The organism is Microbispora sp. NPDC004025 (genome assembly GCF_053604425.1).
The window spans coordinates 32,508-47,078 of the sequence record NZ_JBSGHN010000009.1 but is presented as its reverse complement, the minus strand read 5'-3'; the positions used below and the strand labels follow the sequence as shown (position 1 = coordinate 47,078).

14 protein-coding genes are annotated in these 14,571 nt (G+C 73.2%); 2 read left to right on the top strand and 12 right to left on the bottom strand.

Annotated elements, in window-relative coordinates; genetic code table 11:
- The first annotated feature begins 139 nt into the window (after positions 1 to 139).
- Entirely contained in the window at positions 140 to 727 is a 588-nt protein-coding gene (locus tag ACWEQG_RS22385; protein ID WP_452287346.1) for a TetR/AcrR family transcriptional regulator, read from the top strand.
- Positions 728 to 749: 22 nt separating this feature from the next.
- Here ACWEQG_RS22385 and ACWEQG_RS22380 read toward each other — a convergent pair whose 3' ends face one another.
- The 3 genes from ACWEQG_RS22380 to murQ form a co-directional block, all read right to left on the bottom strand.
- Complete coding sequence (locus ACWEQG_RS22380) at positions 750 to 1,562, bottom strand: DUF1206 domain-containing protein (RefSeq protein WP_452287344.1); 813 nt, start codon at positions 1,560 to 1,562, stop codon at positions 750 to 752.
- A 78-nt stretch (positions 1,563 to 1,640) separates the two neighbouring features.
- Positions 1,641 to 2,660 (bottom strand): serine hydrolase domain-containing protein, encoded by a 1,020-nt coding sequence (locus ACWEQG_RS22375; RefSeq protein WP_452287342.1) that lies wholly within the window; start codon positions 2,658 to 2,660, stop codon positions 1,641 to 1,643.
- A 29-nt stretch (positions 2,661 to 2,689) separates the two neighbouring features.
- Positions 2,690 to 3,592, bottom strand: coding sequence for an N-acetylmuramic acid 6-phosphate etherase (gene murQ / locus ACWEQG_RS22370; protein WP_452287340.1), 903 nt, complete (start codon positions 3,590 to 3,592; stop codon positions 2,690 to 2,692).
- A 29-nt stretch (positions 3,593 to 3,621) separates the two neighbouring features.
- Between murQ and ACWEQG_RS22365 the strand changes: the two genes are divergently transcribed.
- Positions 3,622 to 4,728, top strand: coding sequence for an exo-beta-N-acetylmuramidase NamZ family protein (locus ACWEQG_RS22365; RefSeq protein WP_452287338.1), 1,107 nt, complete (start codon positions 3,622 to 3,624; stop codon positions 4,726 to 4,728).
- Between the two features lie 2 nt (positions 4,729 to 4,730).
- Here the strand turns inward: ACWEQG_RS22365 and ACWEQG_RS22360 are convergent, their stop codons facing one another.
- From ACWEQG_RS22360 to ACWEQG_RS22320, 9 genes are all read right to left on the bottom strand, one after another.
- Entirely contained in the window at positions 4,731 to 5,618 is an 888-nt protein-coding gene (locus tag ACWEQG_RS22360; RefSeq protein ID WP_452287336.1) for a GNAT family N-acetyltransferase, read from the bottom strand.
- The gene (locus ACWEQG_RS22355) at positions 5,615 to 6,634 is read right to left on the bottom strand and encodes an ABC transporter ATP-binding protein (protein ID WP_363463094.1); all 1,020 of its coding nucleotides are present in this window, start codon (positions 6,632 to 6,634) and stop codon (positions 5,615 to 5,617) included. Before ACWEQG_RS22355 ends, ACWEQG_RS22360 begins: the two co-directional genes overlap by 4 nt.
- Positions 6,631 to 7,659, bottom strand: coding sequence for an ABC transporter ATP-binding protein (locus ACWEQG_RS22350; RefSeq protein WP_452287334.1), 1,029 nt, complete (start codon positions 7,657 to 7,659; stop codon positions 6,631 to 6,633). The genes ACWEQG_RS22355 and ACWEQG_RS22350 overlap by 4 nt, the downstream gene beginning before the upstream one ends.
- Before the next feature lie 5 nt (positions 7,660 to 7,664).
- On the bottom strand, positions 7,665 to 8,597 hold the full coding sequence (locus ACWEQG_RS22345) for an ABC transporter permease (protein ID WP_363463092.1): 933 nt from the start codon (positions 8,595 to 8,597) through the stop codon (positions 7,665 to 7,667).
- Positions 8,594 to 9,628 carry an ABC transporter permease gene (locus ACWEQG_RS22340; protein ID WP_169988355.1) on the bottom strand — a complete coding sequence of 345 codons (1,035 nt, stop codon included), beginning with the start codon at positions 9,626 to 9,628 and terminating at the stop codon, positions 8,594 to 8,596. Before ACWEQG_RS22340 ends, ACWEQG_RS22345 begins: the two co-directional genes overlap by 4 nt.
- Positions 9,625 to 11,445: an ABC transporter substrate-binding protein gene (locus tag ACWEQG_RS22335; protein WP_363463091.1), complete on the bottom strand. Its 1,821-nt coding sequence runs from the start codon at positions 11,443 to 11,445 to the stop codon at positions 9,625 to 9,627. Before ACWEQG_RS22335 ends, ACWEQG_RS22340 begins: the two co-directional genes overlap by 4 nt.
- 161 nt (positions 11,446 to 11,606) lie before the next feature.
- Complete coding sequence (locus tag ACWEQG_RS22330; RefSeq protein WP_452287332.1) at positions 11,607 to 13,076, bottom strand: glycoside hydrolase family 3 protein; 1,470 nt, start codon at positions 13,074 to 13,076, stop codon at positions 11,607 to 11,609.
- A gap of 166 nt (positions 13,077 to 13,242) precedes the next feature.
- On the bottom strand, positions 13,243 to 14,247 hold the full coding sequence (locus ACWEQG_RS22325) for an N-acetylglucosamine kinase (RefSeq protein WP_452287330.1): 1,005 nt from the start codon (positions 14,245 to 14,247) through the stop codon (positions 13,243 to 13,245).
- Between the two features lie 85 nt (positions 14,248 to 14,332).
- Positions 14,333 to 14,557 carry a hypothetical protein gene (locus ACWEQG_RS22320; protein ID WP_363463088.1) on the bottom strand — a complete coding sequence of 75 codons (225 nt, stop codon included), beginning with the start codon at positions 14,555 to 14,557 and terminating at the stop codon, positions 14,333 to 14,335.
- Positions 14,558 to 14,571: the final 14 nt, after the last annotated feature.

The window sequence follows — 14,571 nt, the reverse complement described above, 5'->3', positions numbered from 1 at the left end:
TCACTGCGGCGCGGGCCCGAGGAGGATCCCGGCCGCTACAATGAGGAAAACCGGAGGAACCTCCGGTACGTCTGCGACTCTAATCGGAGAATCCTCCGGTTAGCAACCCGGTCAGCGACCCGCACTGTATGGAGGAGCCGTGTCCACCCCCGGACCCAAGCCGTTGCGCGCCGACGCCCGGCGCAACCGCGAGCGGCTGCTCGACGTCGCCGTACGGGCGTTCTCGCACGACGGGCCGGACGTCACGCTCGACGCCATCGCGAAGGAGGCGGGCGTCGGCATCGGGACGCTCTACCGCCACTTCCCCACGAGGGAGGCGCTCATCGAGGCGGCCTACCGCAACGAGCTGGTGAAGCTGTGCGGCGCGGCGGCCGGGCTGCTGGAGGAGATGCCGCCCGACGTGGCGCTGCGCGCCTGGATGGACCGTTTCGTCGACTACCTGGCGACCAAGCGGGGCATGGCCGACGCGCTGCGCGCGGTGATCGCCGCCGGTGCGAATCCGTACGAGAACAGTCGTGATCTGCTGCTGGGGGCGATCGGCACGCTGCTCGGCGCGGGGGCCGAGGCCGGGACCCTCCGCGGGGACGTGACGGCGGAGGACCTGCTGGTGGGGATGAACGGCTTCTGCCTCGCCGCCGGGGAGCCCGCACAGCGTGAGCAGGCCGGGCGGCTGCTCGACCTGCTCATGGACGGTCTACGACACGCGGAAGCCGGGGCGACGGCCTGAGACGTCGCCCCGGCGGATCCGGTCACACGCGGTGCCAGCGGGCCTCCGCGAAGCAGTAGACGGCGAACAGCACCAGGCCGACCGCGACCACGGCGAGCAGCCACGGACCGGCCGGGGTGTCGGCGAGCGCCTTGAGCGCGCCGTCGATGCCGGCCGCCTTGTCGGGGTCGTAGGTGAGTGCGGCCTTGCCGATCAGGGCGCCGGCGGCCAGCGCGATGACGCCGCGGGCGATGTAGCCGGCCTTGCCGAGCTTGACCACGACGCCACGGGCGCGGGGCTCGGTCACGTGCATGTCCTTCATGAACTTCTCGGTCCAGCCCTCGTAGATCCAGTACACGCCGAGAGCGATCACGCCGAGCGCCATCAGGCCGACCAGGAACTGGCCGCCCGGCAGCTCGAACAGCGCCTTGGTGGCGTCCTGCGACTGGCTGTCGGACGAAGAGGCGGCCTTGTTCCGGGTGAGCAGCGCCACCATCGAGAACACGAGGGCGGCGTAGACGACGGCCCTGGACACGGCCTCCACACGGTCCTTGGCCTCGGGACGGCCCCAGACGGCCTCGGAGACCTGCCAGATCGCCAGCGCGGCCAGGCCGACGGCCATGATCCACAGCAGCGTGTCGCCCAGGGGCGCGTCGCGGACGATCTGGATCGCGCTGCTCTTGTCGGCCTCCCCTCCCCCGCCGAAGGCGATCTGGAGGGCGACCAGGCCGATGATGGCGTACAGGACGCCTCGAGCGGCGAACCCGACCTTGGCGAGCTTCTCCAGGACAGGATGGTCGGCCGCTCTCCGGGCCGTGCCTTCCAGCCGCCGGCCCGCCTGATGCGCGGTCGTCATCACGGCTCCTCTCCTTGGGGGGACGGATCGGTCTGCCTGAACCGTCTCCCTACTGACCCGGACGAGGACGATCAAACATCAGCCGGCCAGGCGCAGCGCCTCCGCCGCGACGGCGTGCCGCAGGTCGCGGATGCCGGGCCGCCCCCGGAGGGGGTGCACGTTGTTGGTGAGCAGCACGACCGTCAGCCGGCGGGCGGGGTCGACGACCAGCGACGTGCCGGTGAAGCCCGAGTGGCCGAACGCGCCCGCGAGCGGCCCCACGATGGCGGGATCGTCGATCCGCACGCCGAGCCCCTGGCGGAAGGCGGCGCCCGGCACCCCCTGGTCGCGCAGCATCTCGGCGGTCCACCGGGGGGAAAGGACCGGGCCGCCGCCGGTGCGCAGCGCCTCGCCGAAGCGCACGAGGTCGGCGGCGGTGGAGAACAGCCCGGCGTGCCCGGCCACACCGCCCAGCGCGTGGGCGGTCTCGTCGTGCACCTCTCCCCTGACGCACGTGCCGCGCTTGAACTCCGTGGCCACGGCGCGGCCCTGATCGACCGGCCCGTACGTCGTGGCGCCGAGCCCGAGCGGCCGGGTGATCCGCTCGCGCACGAGCACGTCCAGCGGCGCCCCGCCCGCGGCCTCCGCCACCCGCCCGGCCGTGATCATGCCGACGTCCGAGTACAGGTGCGTGCCCGGCGGCCCCTGAACCGGGGTGGACAGCACGAGATCCCAGCGGGTCTCCTGCGGTTCCTTCTCCACCCGGCGGCTCGCGGGCAGGCCCGCCGAATGCGTCAGCAGGTGCCGGACGGTGATCCCGGGCCGGTGCCCGTAGAACCGGGGCAGCCGGGCGGCCACCGGCTCGCCGAGGTCGAGCGCGCCCTCCTGAGCCAGCGAGACCAGCACCGCGGCGGTGAACATCTTGGTCAGGGAGGCGATGTCGAACAGCGCGTCCATCGCCACGGGCGGCCGCTCCGGCAGCAGCCCCCCGGACGCGTCGGCGTACCGCACGGCCTCCCCCACGGCGGCCCCGGCGACCGTGCGCCCGTCGACGGCGATCATCGCGACCGCCGCCGAGGCGACCTCGGGCACCGCGGCCCGCAGAACGTCCTCCAGCATGTGCTCAGGCCCCGTCAGGCGCCACGTTGTCACGCATCGCGCAGCGCCGGGCCGAGGCGGTTGCCGTGCGCCGCGAGCAGCGCCCGGGCGTCGTCGGCGCCCACGCCGCGCTCGATCATCACGACGGCCGTCTTCACGTCCCGCCCGGCGTTCTCCAGGACCTCGCGGGCGTCCGGCACCCGCGTGCCGGTGATGTCGGAGACGATGCGGGCCGCCCGGTCGACCAGCTTGGAGTTGCTGGCCACGACGTCGACCATGTAGTTCCCGTACGTCCGGCCCGACTTGATCATCGTGATCGTGGAGATCATGTTGAGGACCAGCTTCTGGGCCGTGCCGGCCTTCAGCCGCGTCGAGCCGGTGACCACCTCGGGGCCCACGATGACCTCGACGGCGTGGTCGGCGGCCCGCGCGAGCGGGGTGCCGGTGTTGCAGGCCAGGCCCACGGTCAGCGCGCCGAGCCGCCGGGCCTGCTCGACCGCCGCGACGACGTACGGCGCGCGTCCGCTGGCGGAGATGCCCACGACGGAGTCGAGCGGGCCGACGTGCTTGCCGCGGATCACGGCGGCGCCCGCCTCGGCGTCGTCCTCGGCGCCCTCGACGGACCGCACCAGCGCGGCCTCGCCGCCCGCGATGATGCCCTGGACGAGGTCGGGGTGCGTGCCGAAGGTCGGCGGGCACTCGGAGGCGTCGAGCACCGCGAGCCGCCCGGAGGTGCCCGCGCCCACGTAGAGGAGCCTGCCCCCGTCGGCCATCCGCGCCGCGATCGCGTCGACGGCCGCGGAGATCGCCGGGACGGCCCGGCCCACCGCGGCGGGGACGGCGGCGTCGGCGGCGTTCATGAGCCGCGCGATCTCCTCCGTCGGCAACGTGTCGATTTCGCTGAAGCGGGGATCGCTCTGTTCGGTGGCGAGAGCGGCGAGTGAATGCGTCATGGTCGTGGTTCCTCGGCTTCGGAGTGCTTATGGATCGCGTGCGTACAGGGCTTGAGCTGCTGGTGAGCGCGCCGAAGGCCGGCTGGGGACGGGTCGGGCTCGTCACCAACCCCACCGGAGTCCTGCCCGATCTGACCGCCGCCGCACCGGCCCTGCTGGCCGCCGGAGTGCGCGTGACCACGCTGTTCAGCCCCGAGCACGGCCTGCGCGGCACGGCCCAGGCGGGCGGCGGCGAGGGCGACACCGTCGACCCGGTCACCGGCCTGCCCGTGCTCGACACCTACCAGCGGTCGGACGGCGACCTGGACGCCCTGGTCGCGTCGTCCGGGGTGGAGACGCTGGTCTTCGACGTGTGCGACGTGGGCTCGCGTTTCTACACCTACGTCTGGACGATGTACGACCTGATGGGCTCGGCGGCCCGGCTCGGGCTGCGCTTCACCGTGCTGGACCGGCCCAACCCGATCGGCGGCGCGGTGGCCGAGGGCCCGGCGCTCGACCCGGCCTTCGCGAGCTTCGTCGGCCGCGCCGCCCTGCCCGTACGGCACGGTCTCACGCCGGGCGAGATCGCGTCGACCGTCAACCGCGCGATCGGCGCCGAGCTGGAGGTCGTGCCGATGGAGGGCTGGCGCAGGGAGTGGCATTTCGACCGCACCGGGCTGCCCTGGGTGATGCCGTCGGCCAACATGCCGACCCTCGACACCGCCCTGGTCTACCCCGGCACCGGGCTGCTGGAGGGCGTGAACGCCGCCGAGGGCCGCGGCACGACCCGGCCGTTCGAGCTGGTCGGCGCGCCGTACGCGGACGGCCGGTTCGCCGCCGCGCTGAACGATCTCGGCCTGCCCGGCGTGCGCTTCCGCGACACGTGGTTCACCCCGACGTTCGGCAGGCACGCGGGCGTCGTGGTGCGCGGCGCGCAGCTGCACGTGACCGACCGGCAGGCCTTCCTGCCGGTGCTCACGGGCGTGTCCGTCCTGCACGCGCTGCGCACCCTCTATCCGGGCGAGTTCGGCTGCGAGCCGTTCCTCGACCTGCTGTGGGGCTCCGCGTCGCTGCGCGAGCACCTGGAGGCGGGCCGCGACCCCCGGGAGCTGTGCCCCCCGCCTGACCCGCCCCGGGGCGAACTGCTGTACGGCTGACATCAGTCCAGCGGGCGGCGGTAGAGCCAGAAGACCCGCTCGGCGCGGGCGCCGACCGCCCGGGAGTAGAAGCGGAGCGGGCCGACCCAGCCGATCTGCGTGGACGTCTGCCCCGCGGCGGCCTGCTCGGCGAGGCAGCGGCGCAGCAGCACCCGACCCACGCCGAGACCGCGGGCGGCCTCGGCCGTGCCCATCGGCCCGAACCACAGCGGCCGGGCGCCCCAGGCGGCGAAGCCGAGGATCTCCCCGTCGCGCTCGCCCCCGTCGCGCGAGGCATAGTGCAGGCCGCTCGCCTGCTCGGCCTCCCAGGCCCACTTGTCGTTCCACTGCTCGCGCACGAACGCCACGATCCTCGCGCGGTCGGCGGCGGCCGCGACCGTGACCCCGGCGGCGGCGAGCTTCACCAGGTCGGCCTCGTGCTCGGCCTCGTCGTAGCGGGCCGGCAGGCCGGCCGTCATGTTCCAGGCGACGCGGTACTGCTCGTACCCCAGGCGCTCGGCCAGGCAGGCCGCCGGGGTGTAGCGCACGTCGATGCCGGGCCAGGCGTAGCAGGGCGGGTTGCCGGCGAACCTCGACTCCGCGGCGCCGTGCGCCCGCATCCACTCCTCGGCCGCGCCGACCAGCGCCCGCCCGATCCCCCGGCCCTGCGCGGCGGGATCCACGGCGATCAGGTCGACGTGCCCCGTGACGTGGCCCGCGCCGTCCGCGCCGAGCGAGGCGAACACGACGCCCTCACGGCCGGGAGTGGACAGGACGGTCCACCGGCGCCCCGGCGGCGGGGCGGCCAGCCGCCGGACGACCAGCGGGGCGTCCGCGGCGTCCGCCCAGAGAGCGGCGGCCGCGACGTCCGCCACGCGGCCGTCGACGGCGACGGGGGCGATGTCCGTCACTCGCCCACCCCCACCGGGATCACGCTGCGCCGCCGGGGATGGAAGCAGGCGTGCTCCTGCTCGGTCTCCGTACCGGGTCCGCCGTCGCGGCCCAGCACGGGCATCTCGCTCTCGCAGCGTTCGGTGCTGAACGGGCAGCGCCGCGCGAACAGGCACCCGCCGTCGGACAGCCCCTCCCGCTGCATCTCCCGCGGCACGACCCGCTCGGCGCCCGGCCGTTCCAGACCGTGCAGCACCGGGATCGCCGACAGCAGCGACTGCGTGTACGGGTGGACCGGGTCGGCGATGATCTTCTCGGTGGCGCCCCGCTCGACGACCTGGCCGCGGTAGAGCACGTACAGCTCGCCGTCGTCGCCGATGTAGCGGGCGGTGGCGATGTCGTGGGTGATGAACAGCACGCCCACGCCGAGCCGCTCGCGCAGGTCCTTCAGCAGCGCGAGGATGCCCAGGCGCAGCGACACGTCGATCATGGAAACGGCCTCGTCGGCGACGAGGACCTCGGGGTCCATGGTGAGCGCGCGGGCGATCACCACGCGCTGGCGCATGCCGCCCGACAGCTGGTGGGGGTAGCGCGGCAGCACGTAGCCGGGGTCGATGCCGACCATCGCCAGCAGTTCCTCGGCCCGCCCGTCGGCCCACGACGCCGGCCGGCCCGTCTGCTTGGCACGCAGCCGCAGCGGCGCCTCCAGCGTCTGGTGGATCGTCCGGGTGGGGTTGAGCGCCGAGTAGGGGTCCTGGTGGATGAGCTGGACCCGGCGGAAGTACGGCTGCCGCGCGCGGTGGCTCAGCGACGACATCGGCACGCCGTCGATGACGATCTCGCCGGCGTCGTGGGTCTCCAGCCCGGCGATGATCCGGCCGAGCGTGGTCTTGCCACTGCCCGACTCGCCGATGAACGAAACGGCGCCGCCCTTGGCGATGGCGAAGTCCACGCCGCGCAGCGCGGGCACCTCGCGGGCGCCGAGCACCCCGCCGCGCTGCTTGAAGATCTTGGTGATCCCGGTTCCCGTGATCACACGAACTCCTTCCGCTTGACCAGCGTGAGGTGGCGGTCGGTGGCGTGGCAGGCGACGGTGCGGCCGTCCCGGTTGACGGACATCGGCTCGTCGGTCTCGCACACCTCCATGCGCCGCTCGCAGCGCTCGCGGAACACGCAGCCCTGCTTGGGCAGCGTCCCGAGCGTCGGCGGGCGGCCGGGCAGCGCCCGGGCCAGCGACAGGTCGCCCGTCAGGCGCGGGATCGCCCTGATCAGCCCCTGCGTGTACGGGTGCCGGGCGTCGCCGAGCACCTCGGTCACCGGGCCGTGCTCGACCACGCGTCCGCCGTACATGACGGCGAGGCTGTCGGCGACCTCGGCGACGGCGCCCACGTCATGGGTGATCACCAGCGTGGTGAGCGCGCGCTCCTCGTGGACCTCGCGGATGATCCGCAGGATCGTGGCCTGCGTGATCATGTCGAGGGCGGTGGTCGGCTCGTCCAGAACGACGACTTTGGCGTTCAGGACGAGCGCGAGCATGATGCCGACCCGCTGGCGCATGCCGCCCGACAGCTCGTGCTGGTAGGAGTCGAGCACCCGGGCGCCGTCCATGCCCATGCGGGCGAGCAGGTCCTTGGCGTCGCGCACCAGCGCCCGCAGGTCCTCCACGTCGTGGGAGCGGCCGAGGTCGAGCAGCTGCTTGCCGATGGTCTTGAGCGGGTTCAGCGAGTTCTGCGCGGCCTGGAAGACGTACCCGACCTGGCGGCCGCGGGCGCGGCGCAGGTCCTCACCCCGCAGCGTCAGCACGTCGCCGAGGCCGTCGATCTCGACGCTGCCCGCCGCGATCCTGCCGGGCGGCTGAACGGCGTTGAGCAGGGAGAGGGCGAGCGTGGACTTGCCCGAGCCCGACTCGCCGACGACGCCGGTGATCGTGCCGGGGGCGAGGGCGAGGTCGACGCCGCGGACGGCGGGCAACTCGCCCGACGGCGTCTTGTAGACGACCGTGAGGTCCCGGATCCGGACCCCCGGTGCTGCTGTATGAGGGGCGGCCGTGTGAGCGGTCATAGGGGCTATTCCTCCCGCAGCCGGGGGTTGAAGATCTCGTCCATCGCGTCCACGATCAGCACGATGCCCAGGGTGAGCAGCAGGATCGCGATCAGCGGGGCCATCAGGTACGGCAGCGCGGCCGGGGTGGTGAGCGCCCCGCCGTTGAAGACCGCGAGGTTGAGCATCACGCCCCAGTTGTTCGACTCGAACGGCAGCACGCCGAGGAAGAACAGGCCCACCTGGGCGTACACCGCGCCGGTGACGGCGATGAGCATGTTCATCGCGATGTACGGCGCCATGCTCGGCAGCAGTTCGCGGCCGATGATGTGCCGCGTCGGCAGGCCGAGGCCGCGGGCCGCCTCGATGAAGCCGCGCTCGCGCAGCGACAGCGTCTGCGAGCGCACGGCGCGGGCGATGCCGCCCCAGCCGAGCACCCCTAGCACCAGGCCCATCTCCAGCGGGCTCTCGAACTTCCACACCGTGGACAGCACGAGCAGCAGCGGCAGGCCGGGGATCGCGAGATTCATGTCGGTCAGCCGCATGAGCAGCGTGTCCCACCGGCCGCGGTGGAAGCCCGCGACCAGCCCGATGAGCGTGCCGAGCGCGACCGTGATGACGGCCGTGGCCAGGCCGGTCAGCAGCACGTAGCGCGCGCCGGTGACGACCAGCGCGAGCACGTCGGTGCCCTCGAAGTCGGTGCCGAAGGGGTGGGCCAGGCTGGGCGGCGCGTACAGCGCGTCGTCGTCGCGCGGCAGCTGGGCGGGGTAGAGCAGCGGCCCGGCCACGCCCATGAGCGCGAACAGGGCGACGATGACCACACCCGCCATGCGGCTGGGCTTGCGCCGCAGCACGCGCCACACCCCGCGCCAGAAGTTGCGCCGCAGCGTGGCCCGCGTGGTCCCGGGGGGCGCGGCTCCGGGACTCATCGCCCCTTCGGGGCTGACGATGACGGTCATGCCGCGCCTCCGCTCCTGACCCGCGGGTCGATCACCGTGTACAGCAGGTCGGCGGCGATGTTGGCGACGACGATGCCCACCGTGATCACCAGGAACGTGCCGCCCATCAGGGCGTAGTCGCGGCTGCTGATGCTGTTGACGAGCAGCAGGCCGAGTCCCGGGTAGTTGAAGATCTGCTCGATGAAGATCGAGCCGCCGAACAGCATGCCGATCGACAGAGCGAGGATCGTGAACAGCGGCAGGATCGCGTTGCGCGCGAGGTACCGGAACACGAAGCCGCGCCGCAGTCCGCGCAGTTCGGCCGCGAGGATGAAGTCGTCGCCGAGCACGGCGACCACGTTGGACTTCATCGCGAGGATCCACCCGCCGTAGCTGGCCAGCGTGTACGTGACGACCGGCAGCACGGCGTGGTGGACCAGCGAGCCGATGTAGCCGGCGTTGAAGCCGGGGACGAACTCGACGTCCACCGGCCCGCCCGACGGCATGATCGGCCACAGCGTGGCGAAGATCGCGGTGAGCAGCAGGCCGATGACGTACACGGGCACGCCGTGCAGCAGCGAGCCGGACAGCGCGAGCATGTCGCCGAGCTTGCCGGACCGCTTGATCGCGGCGTAGACGCCCATGGTGACGCCGAGCAGGAAGCTCAGCAGCGTGCCGGCGAGGACCGGCAGCACGGTCCACCGCGCCGCGTGGCCGATGAGCGTGGTCACCTCCACGCCGGGCGTGCTGAGCGAACGCCCGAGGTCGAGGTGGAGCAGCGACCCCATGTAGCCGACGTACTGCTCCCACAGGTTGCCGGTGGGCAGGAAGCCGTACAGGACGGCGGTGGCCCGCTCGGCCTGCTCGGGCGACATGCCCTTCTGGATCAGGCTCTCGTACTGCCCCAGCACGGGGTTGCCGGGGATCTCCCGGATGATGACGAAGCTGATCGTGGCGACGACCCAGATCATCGCCAGGCCGCGGACCAGATGGCCGCCGACCTTCCTGGCGATGGCGCCCACCCGGGGACGCCCCGGGACCGCGTGCGTCATGCCTGCCCCTTCTCCGCTTTCCTGATCATCCCGAGCTGCATCCACACGCCGGACGACAGCCGCAGGGACTCGTCGTCGTCGGGCGGATACGCCGTGTACCGGGAGGTGTTCACGAACTGGGTGTTCACGTAGTCCCACAGCTGGACGACGGGGAGCTGCTCGTTGGCGACCTTGGCCAGGACGCCGACGATGCGCTTCTGCTCGTCCTGGGACGCGAAGTTCAGCCTGCTGGTCAGGTCGCCCGGGTCGACCGTGCCGGCGGCGCCGGCGTCGACCTTCTCCGGCCCGCCCATCCAGTTGCCCTCGGTGCCCGGCGCGACGTGCCGCAGCCGGCCGCCGAACATCTGCCAGCCGTTCGCCTGTCCGAACAGCCGCTGGAAGATGTTGTACGGCGAGGGGCCGAGGCCGATGAGCCAGAACCCGAGGTCGTACTTGCCTTCGGCCAGCTCTCCAAGATAGAGCGTGTAGTCGGCGGCGGTGACAACGGCCGCGTCGATGCCGTGGTCGCTGAGCTGGCTGCTGATCGACTTGCCCGCGGCGACCCAGTCGGAGAACGACGCGGGCACGTGGATGCGGACCTTCCACGGGCTGCCGTCCGGCATGGCCCACCGGCCGGCCCGCTTGGTCATGCCCGCCGCCTTGAGCTCGGCGTCGGCCTTGGCGGCGTCGACCCGGTACTGCTCCAGGGTGTCGAACGCGTCGCCGAGCCAGGCGCGGGCCGCCTTGGCGTGGATGCCCGAGGTGGTGGCGGCGGGAGTGCCGCCCTCCGGCGAGGCGATCTTCGTGACCTGGGCGCGGTCGATGAGGTAGGCCATCGCCCGCCGCACGTGCACGTTGTCGTACGGCTTGTGCGACTGGTTGAACGCGAGGGAGACCGCCACCGGCGAGTAGCCCTTGACCACCTTGCTGCCCCGCGCGTCGCGGATCCGGTCCATGACGGCGGTGGGCACGGAGGTGAAGGGAGCGTTGTCCAGCCGGCCGGCGATCAGGTAGTTCCAGATCTGCTCGTTGCCGGTGTAGTTCAGGATCTTCACCTTGGCCGGCGCGATGTTCTGCCGGGCGTAGAAGTAGGGGTTGCGCTTGAGCAGCGCCGCGCCCGGGTTCACCCGCTCGAGCACGAACGGCCCGGCCGACACGTCGCGGCCGGGGTCGAAGGCGATGACCTTCTCCGCCAGGCCGGTGATCTGGTTCTTCGCCTTCTCGGCCGCCGCGCCCTGGCCGTGCTGGGCGACCTTGAGCGTCTGCCAGAAGTCGGCCGGCAGCAGCTTCCCGAACACGTGCGCGGGCACGACCACGGTCGACAGCAGGTTGGCGAGGAACGTCGAGCTGCGGTTGGCGCCCTGGGTCACCCGGATCGTCTTGGGGTCGACGACCTGGATGTCGGCGGCGGCGCCCGCCGCCTTCGGGTCGAGCGCGTACGCCGTGCCGCCCTGGGTGTAGGCGAGACCGATCGAGACGCGCACGTCCTCGCTGGTCACCGGCTTGCCGTCGGACCACCTGGCGTCCGGCTGCAGGTGGATGACGACCTCCGACCGGTCCGGGGACATGCTCCAGCTCCTGGCGATGGCCGGGTAGAACTGGTTGGGATCGGTGGGGTCGTTCTTGGGCCACGCCAGCGCCATGCCGTTGTATCCCGAGAAGACCGATCCGACGGGGTTGAACGGGTTGATCGGCGCGCTGGCGTTGATCTGCTTGCTGCCGTCGATCGTCGTGTACACGCCGCCGCCCTGCTGGGCGGTGTCCGTCGTCCCGGTAGTGCCGCAGGCGGTCACGGTGACGATGGACGCCACCGCCATGATCGCTGCGAGTCGCTTCATGGGCTGCTCCTGGTTCCCGATTGCCTGGACAATACGGGCGCTCTCGCGACGCCGTCAATTTTTTCCACGGACAGACGCCTCGGTGGAGTTAATTTTTACCCAAGCCTGCTAGCTGGGAATACTCCCCTTTCGATGGGGTCGGCAGGGGGTCGGCAGGCGGGTCAGACGGCTCCGGCGAGCCAGCGGGCCGCCGCCCGCGCGGAGGCCGTGGAGGCGCCGTGGGTGGTGAGGTACACCCGACCGGCGGGCGGGCCCGGCACCCCGGTCTCCACGACGATCGCGTCCGGGCGGGCCCGCAGCGCCTCCTCCAGGAGCCGCCGCATCCAGGCGTGCCGTACGGCGTCGTGGACGGCGACCACGAGAGGGCGCCCGGTGTCGCGCAGATCCGGCAGCCGCCCGTCGTCGTATATCTGAGTCGTCACCGTCCCGGGCAGGACCTCGCCGAGCGCCTCCCCCAGGGTGAGAGGGGTCGCGCGGCCGACGGCCTGACTGGGGCGCGCCGCCATGTGCACCACCAGCGGCGCCCGCGTGAGCGGGCCCGGAGGCTCCGCGGGGGTCGCGCGCAGCGCCGCCGTCGCCGCCGCGAGGCCGAGGCCCTCGTCGGCGTCGCGGGCCACCGCCTTCCTGGCCTCCGCCTGCCCGTCGTACCAAGCGGCCAGGTCCCGCACCCGGCCCGCCGCCTCGGCCAGGCGCTCCTCCGCCAGCCGGCCCTCGCGGACCGCGCCGGTGATCGCGTCGCGCAGCGCGTACACGCTCTCCCCCCTGGCCGAGGACACCCCGACGCAGATCGCGTCGGCCCCGGCGGCCAGCGCGCGGACCGCGATCTCGCCGGGCGGGTGGAGAGCGGCGACCGCACGCATCTCGATCGCGTCGGTCACCACGAGCCCCTCGAACCCCAGTTCCTCCCGCAGCAGACCGGTCTGCACCGCCCGGCTCAGCGTCGCAGGGAGCGCGTCGACGGCGGGGACGAGCAGGTGCCCGCACATCACGGCGCGCACCCCCGCCGCGATGGCGGCCCGGAACGGCGGCAGGTCGCGCCGTTCTATCACCTCACGGGAGGCCCGTACGGCGGGCAGTGCCAGGTGGGAGTCGGTCACGGTGTCGCCGTGACCGGGGAAGTGCTTGGCGCAGGCGGCCACCCCGGCACTCTGCAGCCCCTCGATCCAGGCGGCGCCGTGGCGGCCGACCTCCTCGGGGTCGGAGCCGAAGGAACGAACGCCGATGACGGGGTTGCGGGGGTCGGCGTTGACGTCCACCACGGGGGCGTAGTCGAGGGTGGCGCCTGCGGCGGCGACCATCCGGCCGATCTGGCGCGCCACCCGGCGGGTCAGCTCCTCGTCGCCGGCGACGCCCAGCGCCATGTTGCCCGGCCACGAGCTGCCGCCGGCGGCCTCCAGCCGGGTGACGGAACCGCCCTCCTCGTCCACGGCGACGATCACGTCCGGCCGCTCCCGGCGCAGCTCCGCGGCCAGGGCGGCCGTCCCCTCCAGGCCGGCGACGTTGCGGGCGAACAGGACCACGCCGCCGAGGCCCTCCGCGAGCGCCCGCCGCAGCCACGCGGGCGGCTCCGTGCCCTCGAACCCGGGCTGGAGCACCGCCAGCGCCATCCGGTCCAGCTCGCCCTCACTCATGCCGCCTCCTCGCCCGGCGGCGCGGCGGCAGCTCGTGCCGGAGGCGCGGCGTCAAATCGTGCCGGAGGCGCGGCATCAGCTCGTGCCGGAGGCGCGGCATCAGATCGTGCCGGCGGCGCGCAGGACGGCACCTCCCGAATCGCACGGTGCTCACTGATTCGCTCGCTCATGCACCCCCCTGCCGGATCAGCGCGCGGTGCGCCTCGGCGGCACGGGGGTCGCCGGGCAGGGCCGCCCGCACCGCGAGCGCGGCGGCGCCCGCCGCGGCGTCCCGGGCGCGCACCAGCGTGGCCCGCCTGCCCAGCTCGGCCCTGACCAGGTGGGCGAGCTCGGTCGGCTCGGTCAGCAGCGACCCCGCGAGCACCAGCGGCCCTCCGTCTCCCGCCGCCCGTGCTCCTCTGTCGTGGGCGGCGTCCCCGGTGACGACCCGGGCCGTACGGCACAGCCTGCGGGCCGCCTCGGCGACGACGCCGCGGGCCACCTCGTCGCCCTGGCGGGACGCGGCGTCCACCACGGGCGCGAGCGTGCCGAGCCAGGCGGGGCCCAGCTCGGCGACCCGCGCGTACACGGCCGCGACCAGGGCCTGGGCGAGCGCGGGCCCGTCGTCCTCGCCGGCCGCCCCGGCGCCCAGGACGGCCTCGGCCACCCGGGCGACCAGCACGGTGGGCGCGCCCCGGCCGTCGATCGCGTTCAGCGCCGCGGCGGCGGCACGGCGGCCCAGCCACACGCCCGAACCCTCGTCGCCCAGGAGCCAGCCGAGGCCGTCGGCCCGCCGCACAATTCGGCGGTCGCGGACCCGCGCGCCGATCGCGCCGGTGCCGGCCACCAGGACGGCGCCGTCCGGCTCGTCGGTGGCGCCGGTGAAGGCGACGAGCACGTCCGCGACCACCGCCGGCCGCCCGGCGAGCCCGGCCTCCCGCCAGGCCCGCTCCGCCGGCTCCGCCGCGCGGGCCGCCCCGGCCAGGCCGAACACGCCGCCGGCGACCCGCGCGCGGTCCAGGCCCTCCAGTGCGCCGAGCAGCGCGGCGCGCAGGTTGGCTGCCGGATCGGGGACCGAGATCGCGTTGGCGCCGCCGGCCCGTCCACGCCCGGCGATCTCGCCCGATTCCGTGACTACCACGCAGCGCGTACTGGTGCCTCCCCCGTCCACGCCGACGAACAGAGCCCCCACGGCCGCTCCCTTGTAGGCACTTTCCATCAACCTATAAGGCGATGGAAATCTTCTACAACGGCCGCCGGTAAGGCGGGAGACCCGATTATTTCCGGCTGTCGGTGAGATCGACGAGCGCGGTGGCCGCCCGGAAGAACTTGTTGCGGCCGAGGTCTCCCACGGTCTTGATGTGGAAGGCCTTCTTCAGCAGCTCCGCGTCCTCCGCGCTCACCCCGGCCAGCGCCTCCACCGGCGCCTTGAGGAGCTCGTCCAGGGTCTTGTCCTCGTACTCACGGTCGAGCAGCTTCGCCAGGTCCGCCGATACAGCCATGGTTCCCCCCATCG

Excerpts from the sequence above, each read along its gene's own strand:
- ACWEQG_RS22380 (WP_452287344.1), bottom strand. The coding sequence starts at position 1,562 with ATGACGACCGCGCATCAGGCGGGCCGGCGGCTGGAAGGCACGGCCCGG.
- ACWEQG_RS22375 (WP_452287342.1), bottom strand. The coding sequence starts at position 2,660 with ATGCTGGAGGACGTTCTGCGGGCCGCGGTGCCCGAGGTCGCCTCGGCG.
- murQ (WP_452287340.1), bottom strand. The coding sequence starts at position 3,592 with ATGACGCATTCACTCGCCGCTCTCGCCACCGAACAGAGCGATCCCCGC.
- ACWEQG_RS22365 (WP_452287338.1), top strand. The coding sequence starts at position 3,622 with ATGGATCGCGTGCGTACAGGGCTTGAGCTGCTGGTGAGCGCGCCGAAG.
- ACWEQG_RS22350 (WP_452287334.1), bottom strand. The coding sequence starts at position 7,659 with ATGACCGCTCACACGGCCGCCCCTCATACAGCAGCACCGGGGGTCCGG.
- ACWEQG_RS22345 (WP_363463092.1), bottom strand. The coding sequence starts at position 8,597 with ATGACCGTCATCGTCAGCCCCGAAGGGGCGATGAGTCCCGGAGCCGCG.
- ACWEQG_RS22340 (WP_169988355.1), bottom strand. The coding sequence starts at position 9,628 with ATGACGCACGCGGTCCCGGGGCGTCCCCGGGTGGGCGCCATCGCCAGG.
- ACWEQG_RS22335 (WP_363463091.1), bottom strand. The coding sequence starts at position 11,445 with ATGAAGCGACTCGCAGCGATCATGGCGGTGGCGTCCATCGTCACCGTG.
- ACWEQG_RS22330 (WP_452287332.1), bottom strand. The coding sequence starts at position 13,076 with ATGAGTGAGGGCGAGCTGGACCGGATGGCGCTGGCGGTGCTCCAGCCC.
- ACWEQG_RS22320 (WP_363463088.1), bottom strand. The coding sequence starts at position 14,557 with ATGGCTGTATCGGCGGACCTGGCGAAGCTGCTCGACCGTGAGTACGAG.